Genomic DNA, 14,542 nt, shown 5'->3' with positions numbered 1-14,542 from the left:
ACGATCTTGGCCTCGATACCGGCCGTAACGTGCCTCACGCGCATTCGCTGGTCTTCATCATGGTCGCGCGACCTCGGGGAAACCGGACGGCTTCGCGCCGCAAAGGGTGGGATTCGGGAACGGCGCCTTCCAAGCAGTTTACGCCTTTGCCTGCAAGGCGGCCACCAGGCCCGGCACAAACTTGTTGACCCAGAACATCTTCTTGCTGCCCTTGACAACCACGACATCGCCTGCCTGCAGCAGATTTGCGACCTCGCCCGGCTTCAGCGTGGCGGGATCGTCATGCCAGCCGAGGCCCTTGCCTGATGGCAGCACATCGTGGAGGTGGCGCATCAGAGGGCCGACGCAGTAGACCCCGTCGATCCCGTCGAGATTCTTGGCAAGGGCGGTGTGGTAGTCCGGCGCATCATCGCCGAGCTCCAGCATGTCGCCGAGCACCGCAATGCGTCGGCCTCCGGTCATGTGGCGCGCCTGCAGGCTTTGCAGCGCGGCAGCAACGCTGGCCGGATTGCCGTTGAAACTGTCGTCGATGACGGTGATCCCGCCGATCGCCTGCTCGACGCCGCGGCCGGTCATGATGCCGACCCGATCGAGCTTGATCGCGAGCGTCGCCGGATCGAGACCCGCCGCACGGATCGCGGCGAGCGCAGCCAGCGCGTTTTGCACGCGATGCGGCGCACCCGGCGTCAGGCTGAAGGCGATCTCCTTCTTGCCGATCATGGCCACGATCTGCCAGCTCTCGCCATGCGGTGCGTGCGCGACCTCATGCACCTCGGCATGCTCGCCGAAGCGCACGACCTTGCCTTTCCATTCCGAGGCCTTGAGCCCGGCGGGCAGCACCAGCACCCCGTCCTCGGGCAGGCCGAGCGCGATCGACACCTTCTCGTGCCTGATAGCTTCGAGCGAGCCGAGCTTTTCCAGATGCACGGGCTGGACGTTGACGACGAGCGCGACCGTCGGCCGCGTCAATTCGCTGAGCCGCGCGATCTCGCCTTTCTGGTTCATGCCCATCTCGACGACCCAGAGGCTGGCGTCGGGCCGCGCATTGCACAGCGTCAGCGGCACGCCCCAGAAATTGTTGAAGCTCGAGGGGCTCGCATAGGCGTTCGGATAGGCCGCCAGAAATTCCTTGGTGCTGGTCTTGCCCGCGCTGCCGGTCAGCCCGATCACCGGCCCGTCGAAACGCGCGCGCGCGGCGCGTGCGAGGCCCCAGAGGCCGTCGATCAGCGTATCCTCGACGACGATCTGCGGAATGCGGATGCCCGCGATCTCGTGCGGCACGATCATCGCGACCGCGCCCGAAGCTTCGGCCTTGTCCGCGAACTCCCAGCCGTCGCGCGCGCTGGCGAAGGCCGAGACGAAGCCGCCGCTCGGCGTGCCGCTCAGCGCAACGAACAGACTGCCTGGTTTCACCAGGCGGCTGTCCTGGGTGACGAAATCGATTGGGGTGTCCGGGAACGATCCGTCCGCGCCCAGCGCACGCGCCACTTCGGCAACCGTCCATATCGGCGCGCTCATGCAACCCTCGACGCTAATGCGGCGGCGACCGCCTCGTGATCACTGAAGGGCAAAACCTCTCCGCCGACGATCTGCCCGGTCTCGTGGCCCTTGCCGGCGATGAGCAGCGCATCGCCCGCCTGCAATTCCTCGATCGCGGCACGGATCGCAGCAGCACGGTCGCTGATCTCGCGGGCGCCCTTGGCGGTAGCGAGGATCGCGGCGCGGATCGCTTCCGGCTTCTCGCTGCGCGGATTGTCGTCGGTGATGATGATTCCGTCGGCGTTCTCGGCCGCGATCTCGCCCATGATCGGACGCTTGCCGGCATCGCGGTCGCCGCCGGCGCCGAACACGACCACCAGCCTGCGCTTCGCATAGGGCCGCAGCGCCTGCAGCGCCTTGGCGAGCGCATCGGGCTTGTGCGCATAATCGACGAAGATCGGCGCGCCGTTGCGCTCGCCGACGCGCTCTAATCGTCCCTTGGCGCCTTCGAGATGCTCTAGGCTTGCGAACACATTGGCTGCATCGCTGCCAGTCCCGATCGCAAGCCCCGCCGACACCAGCGCGTTCTCGATCTGGAATTCGCCGACCAGCGGCAGCCTGACGGCGTAACGCTTGCCGCCGTGTTCGAGCGTCAATCTTTGCGAGAAGCCCTCGACCACGGCCTCGATGAGACGGATGCCCTCGCCTGCCCCGTCGCCGTTGCGGCCGACCGCCATGACGCGCAAGCCGCGCGCCTTCGCAGCATCGATCGCCTCCGCCGAGCAATCATGATCGGCCGAGATCACCGCCGCTCCATCAGGCGCCACCAACTCCCGGAACAGGCGGAGTTTCGCGGCAAGGTAATGCGCGACGGTCGGATGATAATCCATGTGGTCGCGCGACAGATTGGTGAAGCCGCCAGCGGAGATACGCACGCCGTCGAGCCGGTACTGATCGAGCCCGTGCGAGGACGCCTCGAAGGCAAGATGCGTGACGCCCTCACGCGCGATCTCATCGATCTGCCGGTGCAGCGCGATCGGATCCGGCGTCGTCAGCGAGCCGTAGACCGTGCGCTTGGGCAAGACGAGGCCTATGGTGCCGATGCTGGCGGAGGCATGGCCGAGCTGCTCCCAGATCTGACGCGTGAACGCGGCAACCGAGGTCTTGCCGCTGGTTCCGGTCACGGCGGCGATGGTCGCCGGCTGGGCGGGGAAGAAGGTTGCGGCAGCCAGCGCGAGCGCTCGGCGCGGATTGGCAACCGCGACGAACGGCACCTTGCTGCCATCAGGGGCATGGTCGCCGACGATGGCCACAGCGCCCGCGGCAATGGCCGCATCGATGAAGCGCGCACCGTCGGTCTTGCTGCCCGCGAGCGCAAAGAAGAGATCACCCGGCTTGACCACGCGGCTGTCGAGCGCAAGTCCGGTCACGTCGAGCGCCGCCACAGTGGGCTCGATCGCGGCATCATTGCCCAGAATATCCTGACCTAGGAGGTCGCGCAGCTTCATGGTCTTCCAGTCGACATGCCCTGCCGGAAAGCCGAATCCCGTGGGAAAATTCCGACTCAGCAGCGGCGATGGCCTACCCTGTTGATTACTGGGTTGTCCTGGATGCTGCAAGAATAAGGCGGTCCGCAGGCGGCAGGTCAAACCGTGGCTCGACGCCCAGGAGCGGCGCAATCCGCTCGATCACCTTGCCCCCGGTTGGAACGGCGTTCCAGCCCGAGGTGATGAAACCCTTCGTTTCCGGAATTGCCTGCGGCTCGTCCAGCATGACGAGGATCTGATATTTCGGATCGTCGCAGGGCATGATCGCGGTGAAGGAGTTGAGCACGCGCTTCTTGGCGTAGCGGCCGTTGATGACCTTTTCGGACGTGCCGGTCTTGCCGCCGACATAGTAGCCCTTGACGTCAGCGGTCTTGGCGGTGCCGATCTCGGCGTTGAGCCGCATCAGGAACCGCATCTTGTCGCTTGTCTCCGTCTTGATCACGCGCTTGGCCATCGCCGCGGCTTCGGATTCGCTGCGCTTCAAGAAGGTCGGCGGAATCAGATAGCCGCCGTTCACCAGCGCATTGATGCCCATCACCGCTTGCAGCGGCGCCACCGACATGCCCTGGCCGAACGCGATGGTGACCGTGTTCAGCTCGCCCCAGCGTCGCGGCACCAGCGGCGCCGCACTCTCCGGCAGCTCGGTGCGTAGCCGCGTCAATTGGCCCATCTTGGCGAGGAACGCCTTGTGCGCCTCCACGCCCTGGCTCAGCGCGATCCGCGCGGCGCCGATGTTGGACGAGTAGGTGAACACTTCCTTGGTATTGATGAAGCGTCCGAGCGCGTGGCTGTCGTGGATGGTGAACTTGCCATAGTGCAGGTTTCCGCGCGCATCCCACGACGAGTTCAGATTGATCTTTCCGGAATCGAGCGCCATCGCCAGCGTGAACGCCTTGAAGGTCGAGCCCATCTCGTAGACGCCGGTGGTCAGGCGATTGATGCGATCGGGATCGTGCGCTTCCTTCGGATTGTTGGGGTCGAAATCAGGCAAGGAAACCATCGCCACGAGCTCGCCGGTCTTGACGTTCGAAACGATGCCGGAGGCCGCCTTGGCGTGGAACTTGTCCTTGGCCTTCAGAAGCTCGTCGCGCAAAGCGTGCTCGACGCGCAGATCGATCGAAAGCTCGATCGGCTTTTGCAGCCGGTCGGTGGCAAATCCGGCGCGGTGGAGATCGGCGAGGCCCTGATTGTCGAGCCACTTCTCCATGCCGGCGATGCCCTGGTTGTCGATGTTGACGAGACCGATGAGATGGGCAACCTCGTTGCCGGTCGGATAGACGCGCTTGTTCTCGCGCAGGAAGCCGATGCCGGGGATGCCGAGCTTGTGGATGGCCTGCTGCTGCTGCGCCGTGACCTCGCGCTTGAGCCAGACGAAGCCCTTGCGCGTCCTCAGGCGCTCGCGCACCTCGGCCTCGTCGAGGTCGGGCACGGTCGCGGTGAGAAGCTCGATCGCCTCGTCCTTGTCGATGACCCGGCGCGGCTCGCCGAACAGGCTCGCCGCCTTGACATCGGTCGCAAGGATGGCGCCGTTGCGGTCGACGATGTCGGGTCGCGCCGTCGCCACCACCTCCTGCGCCGCGGCGCGGCGCGCGCCATGAGCATCGGCGCCGATCGCAAACATCACGAGCCGGCCGCCGATCAGGGTATAGACCGAAGCGAAGGCGAGCATGGCGAGGCCAACGCGCGCGCGCGCCTTCGCGGCGCGGTCGACGTTGCGCCCGTAGAGCAGGCTGCGGATCAGACGCTGCCGCCAGGGTTCCGCGGGTTTGGCAGGAATCGCAGCGCTCATTGATTGTCCTCGGGCTGAGGCACGGAGCCCGTTACGTTGTCAGGATCGCTCGCGGCTTCGATGGTGTTGAGCATCGCCCCGATCGGATCGGGCTCGCCCGGCCTGAACATCCGTGGCGGACGCTCTGGCAGGTTCTTCAGCGAGTCATATTGCGTGCCGTTGACCGGCTTCAGCTGCAGATGCCGGTCGGACAGGCCTTGCAGGCGCAGCGGCGCATCGAGCTTGGCCCATTCGGACCGCAGCGCCGCGATCGCGTCGCGCTGCTCGCGGATCTCCGCATGCAGCCGCAGCACCTTCTCGGTGCGCGCCGTGGAGTCCATCTTGATCCGGTAGACATAGGCCGCCGCGAAGATCAGCGCGCCAATGACGAGGAGGTGAATGATGCGCATGCGCTAGCCACCCCTCATCACGTCGGAGAGTCTTGGCCAGGACGATTGCTCGTCATCCCGATGCGCGGGCGCCGAGGTGCGCTCGGCGGCGCGCAATTTTGCGGAACGCGCCCGCGGATTATGCGCGACTTCGTCGTCGCCGGCGACGACGGGCCGCCGCGTCAGCAGCTGGAAGCTCGGCGGTGCTTGCGCCACCTCCGGCAGATGCCGCGAGCCGCCGCCAATCTTCGAGCGCTCAGACAGGAAGTTCTTGACGATGCGGTCTTCCAGCGAATGGAACGAGACGACGACGAGGCGGCCACCCGGCTTGAGCACGCGCTCGGCGGCGGCCAGCGCGGTCTTGAGTTCATCGAGTTCCTCGTTGACGAAGATGCGCAACGCCTGAAAGGTCCGTGTCGCCGGATGGATATCTCCGGGCTTCGAGCGCACGACCCTGCCGATGAGATCGGCAAGCGCACGCGTGGTCGTGAACGGGGTCTCCTGCCGGTCGGCCACGATGGCGCGGGCGATGCGGCGGGAATGCCGCTCCTCGCCGAGCTGATAGATGATGTCGGCGAGATCGCCTTCGGAGGCACGCGCGACGATGTCGGCCGCAGTCGGCCCTGATTGCCCCATCCGCATGTCGAGCGGACCGTCGAGGCGGAACGAGAAGCCGCGGCCGGCCTGGTCGAGCTGCATCGAGGACACGCCGACATCCATCACGACGCCGTCCACGGTGTCGATGCCCTGCGCCGCGCAGACATCGGCGAGATTGGAGAAGCGGTCCTCGACCAGCGTCAGCCGGCCCTCGGAGCGCTGGACCAGCTCGGCACCGCCTGCGATGGCAGTGCGGTCACGGTCGATCGCGATCAGGCGGGTTCCAGGCACGTCGAGGATGGCGCGGCTGTAGCCGCCGGCGCCAAAAGTGGCATCGACATAGATCCCGCCCGCGCGCGGCGCCAGATGATCGATGGCCTCGCGGCCGAGCACGGGAATGTGAGGGGCGGAGCTCATGCGCCAAGCCTGCCGAACGACCAAGCCAGATCGGGGGCGTAACTGCCCATAACGCCTCGAATCATTCCGCGTCGCGGCGGTTCCACGACAAAGCCCCAGTCCAGCATGGTTACCGAGCCCGGCCATCCCGGGCTGCAAACCCAGTGTTGCCAGTGGAATTTGTCGGGCAGCCATGGGATTTCGAGCCAAAATACGCTTTGGCCGCCTCCGGACGCGGGTCGGCTCTTCATCTCTCAGTAACGGCCCTTAGCGTTAAGAAAGCGTTGATCGGCTGGTTACAAGTCGAAAGGTGACGCGGTGGTGATGCTCCATCCACACACATACGCCAAAATAGATCCATTAACCGCGCCGCGCGGTTGCGCACAATGGAGGGTAAAGGAATAGTAAAGAGAAGGGCTTGGCCCATTCTCATCCGACTTGAGTTGCCTATGCCGCCATCCGGTTCGTCCACGCCGTCTGGATCCGATTCGAAGCGTCAACGCGTTCTCCCGGTTCCCAAGACCGCGGCGAACATGCGGACGTTCGAGCCGGACTCCTCGATCGTCTCCGACATCATCCCCTCGCCGAACTATGGCGAGCGCAACAAGGGACGGCAGCCCGACATGATCGTGCTGCACTACACCGGCATGCCCGATGTCGAGGGCGCGCTGGCGCGGCTGTGCACGGCCGGGACGGAAGTGTCGGCGCATTACGTCGTGCTGGAAGACGGCCGCATCGTGCAATGCGTGTCCGAGACCAAGCGCGCCTGGCACGCCGGCGTTTCCTCGTGGGCCGGCGAAGATGACATCAACTCCTGCTCGATCGGCATCGAGATCATCAATCGCGGCCATGATTGGGGCTATCCGGAGTTTCCGCTGCGCCAGATCGCCGCCGTGATCGCGCTGTGCCGCGGCATCACGCTCCGCCGCAAGGTGCCGCCTCACCGGGTGCTCGGCCATTCCGACGTCTCGCCGGCGCGCAAGAAGGACCCCGGCGAGAAGTTTCCGTGGCACTCGCTCGCCAATTCCGGCGTCGGTCACTGGGTTACGCCCGCTCCCGTCGTGCGCGGCGAGACTCTGATGCTCGGCACCATCAGCGACGAGGTGCTGAGCATGCAGCAGGCGCTCGCCAGATACGGCTACGGCGTGCCGCTGACCGGCAAATACGACGCCGCGACCATGGAAGTCGTCACGGCCTTCCAGCGCCATTTCCGCCCGGCGCGGCTCGATGGGGTCGCGGATCACTCGACGCTGTCCACGTTGCAGGCGCTGCTGGCGAGCCTGCCGCCGGAGGGGACGCCGGTCGCATCGAAGTGACGGCGTAAACTCCGCGGTTCGCTCTCGTGTCCCGGACGCGCGAAGTGCGAGCCGGGACCCAGTCGGCGCCACGGCTCGTTGCAGGATGGGCCCCGGCTCTGCAGCGCACGAGAGCCCTACCCCATCTCCCTCATCCTTCGCGCATACAATCTCCGCAACGGCTCGAGCTGTGTCGCCTGCGTCGCCGCGCGGTAGGCCTCGCGCGCTTCGTCGTCGCGGCCAAGCCGCCGCAACAGATCCGCGCGCACGGCGGGCAACAGCTCATAGCCACGGAGCCCGCCTCGGGCACTGATCGCATCGACGAGATCGAGCGCGCGTGCCGGCCCATCGACCATCGACACGGCGGCAGCGTGGTTGAGTTCGATCACCGGCGAGGAACCGATGCGCAGCAAGACCTCGTAGAGCCCGGCGATTTGCCGCCAGTCGGTTTGCGCAAAGCTCGGCGCACGCGCATGCAGCGCGGCGATCGCGGCCTGTACTGCATAAGGCTGCGGTCGGCCGGGGACCCGCAGCGCATCGTCGACCAGGCGCAGGCCTTCCTCGATCTGCGCGCGATCCCACAACATACGGTCCTGCTCTTCCAGCAGCACGATATCGCCGGCCGACGTCTTGCGCCCGGCGCGGCGCGCATCGTGCAGCAGCATCAGGGCCAGTAGGCCCTTGACGCCGGCGCGATCCGGCACCAGCCGGTCAAGCAGGCGGCCGAGCCGGATCGCCTCAGCCGCAAGATCGGGTCGCATCAGATCCGCGCCCTCGGTCGCGACATAGCCTTCCGTGAAGACCAGATAGATCACGGCGAGCACGCCATCGAGTCGCGGCGCCAGCGCGTCGCGCTCGGGCACTTCATAGGGGATACCGGCGAGCCTGATCTTCTGCTTGGCGCGGACCAGCTGCTGCGCCATCGCCTCCTCACTGATGAGAAAGGCGCGCGCAACCTGCGTGGTCGACAGCCCGCAGACGGTACGCAGCGTCAGCGCGACCTGGACCTCGGCTGCGAACGCCGGATGGCAACAGGTGAAAATCAGCCGCAGCATGTCGTCGTCGAGTATCGAGGGCGGCTCGTCGACCGTTTGCGCGTTCAGCTCGAGCTCGTGCACGAGCGCCTGCTGCTTGCCGCGGAAGACCGCTTGGCGGCGCACCCGATCGATCGCCTTGTGCTTGGCGACATTGACCAGCCACGCGCGCGGATTGTCGGGCAGCCCACACGCTGCCCAGCGTTCGAGCGCAACCGCAACGGCATCCTGGAGCGCGTCCTCGGCAAGATCGAAATCGCCGACGAGGCGGATCAGCGTGGCCAGCGCTCGCCCCGCCTCGTCGCGGAAGATCTTGTCGATCTCGCCCGGATTCATGCGTCAATGCGCAGGCTAGCCGTCACTTGTCGTAGACCCAGATCGGCCGCACCTCGATCGAGCCGACACGCGCGCTCGGAATTCGCGCGGCGATCTCGATCGCAGCATTGAGATCCTTGGCCTCGATCAGGTAGTAGCCGCCGAGCTGCTCGCGCGTTTCCGCGAACGGACCATCGGTCGTCAGCGTTTTGCCATCGCGCACGCGCACCGTGGTCGCGGTCGTGGTCGGGCGGAGCCGATCGCCGGCCTTGAAATTGCCGTTCCGGATGATGGATTGCGTAAAGGCCTCATATTCCGCCGACATCTTCTGGCTGGTTCCCGTGTCAATCTTCGCGTACTCGGCCTCGTTCTGGTAGATCATCAGCAGATATTGCATCGCTTCACTCCTGTTGTTCGGCTGTGTCGCCGGCATCCAGTCGAACGGGGCACGCTCCAAACGACATCTTCAGGATAAATTATTTGCAGGCCGCGTGCTCAGCGATATCGGCTTGACGAAACCGTCACAAATGCCCATGCGTTACCGGTCAGTCGGCCGGACGGCCGCTCCGGCAGGTGCCGAAAGGCCGCCGGGGAGGAAAGTCCGGGCTCCCTTGACATGCGGTGCCGGATAACGTCCGGCGGGGGTGACCCCAGGGAAAGTGCCACAGAGAACGAACCGCCCCGCTTGGCCTTCGGCTTCGCGGGGTAAGGGTGAAAAGGTGCGGTAAGAGCGCACCGCGGCTGCGGCAACGGAGCCGGCATGGCAAACCCCACCGGGAGCAAGACCGAATAGGGACGGCGTAGCGGGCTGTTCGCGAAAGCGATAACGCCGCGGGGCGATGTCAGGCCCGCCGTCCGGGTAGGTTGCTCGAGGCCGTGTGCAAACACGGTCCCAGAGGAATGGCCGTCACGTATCGTTCGCGCAAGCGGGCGGTGCCCTACAGAACCCGGCTTACAGGCCGGCTGATATCTTGCAACGAGGGGTTCGGCGTGACTGCGCCGGGCCCCTCACCATTTTCATTGCTGTTGATACGATGGAGTTCAGCGGCAGCCCGCGCGATGCTGCGTCTGCTCAGGCTGCGCGCGTGTCCGCCTTCACGAGGACGGGCGCAAGCTCGACGGCCTCGCGCCGCTGCTTGCTCGCCTCGAAGCCGTGCATGCCGATCTGCCATTGCAGCCCGACGATGGCGCCCTTGGTCGGCTGTAGCAATGCGAGCGAGGCGAACAGCGTCACCGGCAGCCACACCGCCAATTGCAGCCAGACGGCCGGCGCGTAGGCGGTCTCGACCGCGAGAATCGCCGGCACCACGAGATGGCCGACCACGACCATTACGAGATAGGCGGGAAAGTCGTCGGCGCGCTGGTGAGACAGCTCCTCGCCGCAATGATCGCAAGCGGGGGCGACTTTCAGGAAACGGCCGAAGAGGTGCCCTTCGCCGCAATTCGGGCACTTGCCGCCAAAGCCACGCCACATCGCCTTCCCCAGAGAGACCGAACCGGCCGCCATGACCACACCTCTTCCCTTTCGACGATCCATACAATAAGAATTTGCATCCATACATTCAAAGGATATGGGCCTAATTGCATGGATTGGACCCCGACAATCTCGGAGCTATCCGGCCCGCGCTACCAGCGCATCGTCGAGGCCATGGAGGCCGACATCGCCGCCGGCCGGCTGGTGCGCGGCCAGCAGCTGCCGACGCAGCGCGCGCTGGCAAAGGCGCTCGCTCTCGATCTCACCACGGTGACATGCGCCTACACCGAGGCGCGGCGGCGCGGCATCATGGAGGCGCGGGTCGGACAGGGCTCGTTCGTGTCGGAGACCAGCGCGCGCCGCGCGGTCGACCTGCCGCATCCCGTCGCGATCGATCTGTCGATGAACGTGCCGCCGCATCCGCTGGAGGCGCAGCTCGACGAACGCATCATCGCCGGATTGGACTCCATCCGCGCGCAATCCGGCCTGACGGCGTATCTCAACTACCAGCCGCCCGGCGGCAGCGCGCATGAGCGTGACGTCGCCGCGCGCTGGATGCGTGCACGGGTGCCGGACGCGCATGCCGACAAGCTCGTGATCTTTCCCGGCACGCAGACGATCCTGTTCAACGTGCTCGCGCACCTTGCGAGGCCTGGTGATATCGTGCTGACCGAAGCCCTCACCTTCCCCGGTATCAAGGCGGCAGCAGTGCGGCTCGGCATCAAGCTCGTCGGCGTCGCCATGGACGACGGCGGCATCCTGCCCGATGCGCTGGCAAAGGCCTGCCGCACGCATCGGCCTAAGGCCGTCTATCTCATTCCGACGTTGCATAACCCAACCACGGCGACGCTCTCTCCCGAGCGGCGCAGTGCCATCGCAAAGATCATCCGCGACGCCGCCACGGTCCTGATCGAGGACGACGCCTACGGCCTGCTCGACCGCTCGGCATCGCCGATCGCCAATCTCATTGCGGAACGGACTTATCTCGCGACCACGCTGTCAAAATGCATCGCGCCGGCGCTGCGCGTCGCCTATCTGGTGACGCCCGACAGCGCCGCGCAGCGGGAAATGCGTATGTCCTTGCAGGCGACCGTGCAGATGCCGGCGCCGCTGATGGTCGCGCTGGTAACGCATTGGATCGAAAGCGGCGTTGCCGATCGCATCATCACCGCCATCCGCAACGAAGCAGTCGGCCGCCAGCAGCTCGCGCAACGCGCGCTGAAGGGCTTCCAGTTCCTGGCCAGGCCCGCCGCGCATCATCTGTGGCTGCGACTGCCCGAGCGCCGGCCCGATGTCGCCGCAGATCTGCTCCGGAACGGACTTGCGATCGTCGCCGCCGATGCGTTCACAGTCGGTGGAACACCGACGCACGCGGCACGCGTCTCGCTGGGAGCGGCCCGGAACAGATCCGAATTGACGGAAGCGTTGCGCATCCTGGTCGGCGCGCTGCGGCAGCCCGCCGAGACCAGACAGATCGTCTAGATCATCGACGATGATGGCGATGGCCGGAGCGCACGACCGGCACCGCGGACGACGGATAGGCCTGCGACGCATAGGCATCATCAGGCGCTCCGTGCTGGCCGAGAGCCGCACGCGCCGCAGGCGTAAGCTGGCCGCCATTGAGCACATCGCGGTCAGGATGAGCGGCCTGATAGGCCGCGGGCTCGGACAACTGCGCCTGGGCCATCGTCGGCATCAGCACTGCCGCCAACAGCGCGGCTGCAACGGCGATCTTGGTGCGGGTCATGGTCATTCTCCGTCATCGCATTCGGGACCGAGCGGACGACCACGTCGGGTAGCGGCCCGGATTGAAGTACGACCGTCATGTAGGCGCGTCTTCCGCGAATGCCCGATGCCGCAGATCACGCCTGCGTGCAGCATGGATTGACCTGCACGGCAGCAAGCGTGTTATGCGAGCGATGGCGATCAACTGTTCGGGATCGCCCCCGCGAAGAGGACAATCTGTTGGAAACGCTCACCTATGTCCTGCTGCTGTTCGGCGCGCTGGCCGGGGGCTTCGTTTCGGGGCTGGCAGGGTTCGGCACGGCGTTGATGGCGCTCGGCATCTGGCTCTACGTGCTGCCGCCCTCGCTCGCGGTGCCCCTGGTGCTGATCTGCTCGGTGATCGCGCAGACCTCGACATTGCCCTCGATGTGGAAGAGCTTCGACCTCTCGCTGGTCTGGCCGTTCCTGATCGGAGGGCTGATCGGTGTGCCGCTGGGGACCATGATGATCGCCTCGGCCGACCCCAAAGTGTTCAAGCTGAGCGTCGGCGTGCTGATCCTGATCTTTTCGAGCGCGATGTATTTGAACAAGAGGCCGCTCGCGATCAAGTTCGGCGGCCGGATCGCCGATGGCGCGGTCGGCTTTGCCGGTGGCATTCTTGGCGGCCTCGCCGGTTTGTCCGGTCCGCTGCCGATCCTGTGGGCCAACATCCGCGGCTGGAACAAGCACGAGCGGCGCGGCATCTTCCAGCTGTTCAATTTCACGGTGCTCGCCACCGCACTGGTGCTGCAGACCGCATCGGGTCTCGTCGAGCTCAAAGTGGTCTGGCTCGCGTTGGTCGCCTTTCCGGGCACCTTGATCGGCGCCTGGGCCGGCGCACGCGTCTATCACGCCCTCAACGACAAGCATTTTGGCGATGTCGTGCTCGGCCTGTTATTCCTGTCGGGCCTCACCCTCGTCTGGAACAGTCTCGGCGCGCTCTAGCTCTTACGCCCTCCGCGCGAGCGCCATGCCGCTGCGACCCGCGACCCTTCTGCAGCCCACCATCCATACCGCCCGGCAAGCTAGCCGGAGCAGCCGGAGGGGGAACAAGCTGTCGTTACGCAGGCTCGCGGGCGAGAGGCGCAATGGCTTCGGAGCTCTCCTGCTCGAGGGCCTTCTCCTTTGGCGCCAATGTCAGGCGTTTCCTGAACTCGCGGCGCAGCAGCCACAGGCTCAAGCCCGCCTGGAGCGTGGTCGCGGCGAGAGACAGATACCAGACGTGCTCGATGCGAAAGCCCGGCCATGTCGAAAGCCAAATCGCCGGCAGCGAATAGGTGAGCACACGCGTCGCCGAGCTCAGGAGCACCGGCTTGGTATTGCCGAGCCCCTGGAACATGCTCGAGCAGGTGAAGATCAGGCCCTGTGCGACCATGTTGAGCGAGATGATCCGCAGGAACAGGAAGGCGATCTCCATCGTCTCACGGTCGTTCGAGAACCCGGCAAGCAGCAGCTCCGGTTTCATCTGCGCAAAGATCATGAAGCTGACCATCACGATCGTGACGATCATAGCGGCCTTGACGAAGGTCTCCCGCACGCGCGCGCCGTTGGCGGCGCCGACGTTTTGGCCGGCAATCGGCCCGGCCGCCAGCGCCACCGCAAGCGCCGGCATCTGGATCAGGCCAAGCACGCGCTGCCCGATGCCGAAGCCGGCCTGCGCCGCCGCACCGAAATCGCTCAGCACGTAATAGACCACTGCCATGAGGATGAACATCATCGCGAACTCGCCGCCGGCCGGCAGGCCGACATTGAGGATCCGCTTCAGATGGCGCGGCTGCGGACGCCACTGCGCCGGATTGAAGGCGACATAGCGCTCGACCCTGCGGAAATACACCAGCAGTATCAGCACGCCGATCACCACCGCGATCGAGCTCGCCAGCCCCGCGCCGGCTACCCCGAGGGCATGGCCGGTGCCCCAGCCCGTGATCAGGACCGGCGCCAGGGCGATATTGACGACAACAGCGAACGCCTGCACCAGCATGGTGGGACGCACGATGCCGGTGGCGCGCAGCGCAGATCCGATCACTTGGGTCGCGAATTGCAGCGCGAGCGCCGGCGTGAACCACAGCAGATAAGTGGTCCCCGCCTCGATCGTGGCTTGATCCGCGGCAACCGCATGCATGTAGGCGCGCGACAACGCGGCACCTGCTGCCAGGGTCAACAATCCGAACAGCACCGACAGCACCATCGCCTGGTTGAAGATCAGGTTCGCATCCGGCCGGTCCTTGCGTCCCACGGCATGCGCGATCAGCGCCATTCCGCCGACACCGAGCACCTGCATCAGCCCATTGACGAGGAAACCGGCATTGCCGGCCGCAGCAACGCCCGCGACGGCCGCATCGCCGAGGCCCGACACGAAGTAGAGGTCGACCAGCTGGCAGATCATGATCGTGACCATGCCGACCATGATCGGAGGAGCCATGGCCAGTATGTGTCTCACGATGGAGCCGTTCGTCAGGTCCTTCATTTCATTCCATCCTTGAC

General features: G+C 65.7%; 13 protein-coding genes and 1 other RNA gene. 4 read left to right on the top strand and 10 right to left on the bottom strand.

Annotation, left to right across the window (positions count from 1 at the left end):
* Positions 1-138: 138 nt before the first annotated feature.
* The 5 genes from XH84_RS13405 to rsmH form a co-directional block, all read right to left on the bottom strand.
* Positions 139-1,518, bottom strand: coding sequence for a UDP-N-acetylmuramoyl-tripeptide--D-alanyl-D-alanine ligase (locus tag XH84_RS13405; protein WP_128918510.1), 1,380 nt, complete (start codon positions 1,516-1,518; stop codon positions 139-141).
* Entirely contained in the window at positions 1,515-2,987 is a 1,473-nt protein-coding gene (locus tag XH84_RS13400; RefSeq protein ID WP_128918511.1) for a UDP-N-acetylmuramoyl-L-alanyl-D-glutamate--2,6-diaminopimelate ligase, read from the bottom strand. Before XH84_RS13400 ends, XH84_RS13405 begins: the two co-directional genes overlap by 4 nt.
* An 85-nt stretch (positions 2,988-3,072) precedes the next feature.
* Positions 3,073-4,815 (bottom strand): peptidoglycan D,D-transpeptidase FtsI family protein, encoded by a 1,743-nt coding sequence (locus XH84_RS13395; protein ID WP_128918512.1) that lies wholly within the window; start codon positions 4,813-4,815, stop codon positions 3,073-3,075.
* Positions 4,812-5,204 carry a cell division protein FtsL gene (gene ftsL / locus XH84_RS13390; protein WP_128918513.1) on the bottom strand — a complete coding sequence of 131 codons (393 nt, stop codon included), beginning with the start codon at positions 5,202-5,204 and terminating at the stop codon, positions 4,812-4,814. The genes XH84_RS13395 and ftsL overlap by 4 nt, the downstream gene beginning before the upstream one ends.
* Positions 5,205-5,207: 3 nt before the next feature.
* Complete coding sequence (rsmH, locus tag XH84_RS13385) at positions 5,208-6,197, bottom strand: 16S rRNA (cytosine(1402)-N(4))-methyltransferase RsmH (RefSeq protein WP_164936125.1); 990 nt, start codon at positions 6,195-6,197, stop codon at positions 5,208-5,210.
* Between the two features lie 512 nt (positions 6,198-6,709).
* On the opposite strand from rsmH, the gene XH84_RS13380 reads away from it, so the two are divergent.
* Complete coding sequence (locus tag XH84_RS13380) at positions 6,710-7,492, top strand: N-acetylmuramoyl-L-alanine amidase (RefSeq protein WP_128918515.1); 783 nt, start codon at positions 6,710-6,712, stop codon at positions 7,490-7,492.
* A 116-nt stretch (positions 7,493-7,608) separates the two neighbouring features.
* On the opposite strand, the gene XH84_RS13375 is transcribed toward XH84_RS13380, so the two are convergent.
* Both XH84_RS13375 and XH84_RS13370 read right to left on the bottom strand, forming a co-directional pair.
* Positions 7,609-8,841: an RNA polymerase sigma factor gene (locus XH84_RS13375; RefSeq protein WP_128918516.1), complete on the bottom strand. Its 1,233-nt coding sequence runs from the start codon at positions 8,839-8,841 to the stop codon at positions 7,609-7,611.
* A 22-nt stretch (positions 8,842-8,863) separates the two neighbouring features.
* Complete coding sequence (locus tag XH84_RS13370; RefSeq protein WP_128918517.1) at positions 8,864-9,217, bottom strand: YciI family protein; 354 nt, start codon at positions 9,215-9,217, stop codon at positions 8,864-8,866.
* A gap of 148 nt (positions 9,218-9,365) precedes the next feature.
* Here XH84_RS13370 and rnpB point away from each other — a divergent pair.
* An RNA gene (rnpB, locus tag XH84_RS13365) (RNase P RNA component class A) lies at positions 9,366-9,791 on the top strand.
* A 101-nt stretch (positions 9,792-9,892) separates the two neighbouring features.
* Here rnpB and XH84_RS13360 read toward each other — a convergent pair.
* The gene (locus XH84_RS13360) at positions 9,893-10,357 is read right to left on the bottom strand and encodes a DUF983 domain-containing protein (protein ID WP_164936126.1); all 465 of its coding nucleotides are present in this window, start codon (positions 10,355-10,357) and stop codon (positions 9,893-9,895) included.
* Between the two features lie 48 nt (positions 10,358-10,405).
* Between XH84_RS13360 and XH84_RS13355 the strand changes: the two genes are divergently transcribed.
* Complete coding sequence (locus XH84_RS13355) at positions 10,406-11,776, top strand: aminotransferase-like domain-containing protein (RefSeq protein WP_128948309.1); 1,371 nt, start codon at positions 10,406-10,408, stop codon at positions 11,774-11,776.
* 1 nt (position 11,777) lies between these two features.
* On the opposite strand, the gene XH84_RS13350 is transcribed toward XH84_RS13355, so the two are convergent.
* Positions 11,778-12,041, bottom strand: a complete 264-nt coding sequence (locus tag XH84_RS13350; protein ID WP_164936127.1) for a hypothetical protein — start codon at positions 12,039-12,041, stop codon at positions 11,778-11,780.
* 218 nt (positions 12,042-12,259) lie between these two features.
* Between XH84_RS13350 and XH84_RS13345 the strand changes: the two genes are divergently transcribed.
* Complete coding sequence (locus tag XH84_RS13345; RefSeq protein ID WP_128918521.1) at positions 12,260-13,003, top strand: sulfite exporter TauE/SafE family protein; 744 nt, start codon at positions 12,260-12,262, stop codon at positions 13,001-13,003.
* Between the two features lie 115 nt (positions 13,004-13,118).
* On the opposite strand, the gene XH84_RS13340 is transcribed toward XH84_RS13345, so the two are convergent.
* The gene (locus tag XH84_RS13340; protein WP_164936128.1) at positions 13,119-14,525 is read right to left on the bottom strand and encodes an MATE family efflux transporter; all 1,407 of its coding nucleotides are present in this window, start codon (positions 14,523-14,525) and stop codon (positions 13,119-13,121) included.
* Positions 14,526-14,542 lie beyond the last annotated feature (17 nt).

The sequence above is a fragment of the Bradyrhizobium nanningense genome, from assembly GCF_004114535.1.
Classification (GTDB): domain Bacteria; phylum Pseudomonadota; class Alphaproteobacteria; order Rhizobiales; family Xanthobacteraceae; genus Bradyrhizobium; species Bradyrhizobium nanningense.
This window is presented reverse-complemented; position numbering and strand designations above follow the sequence as displayed.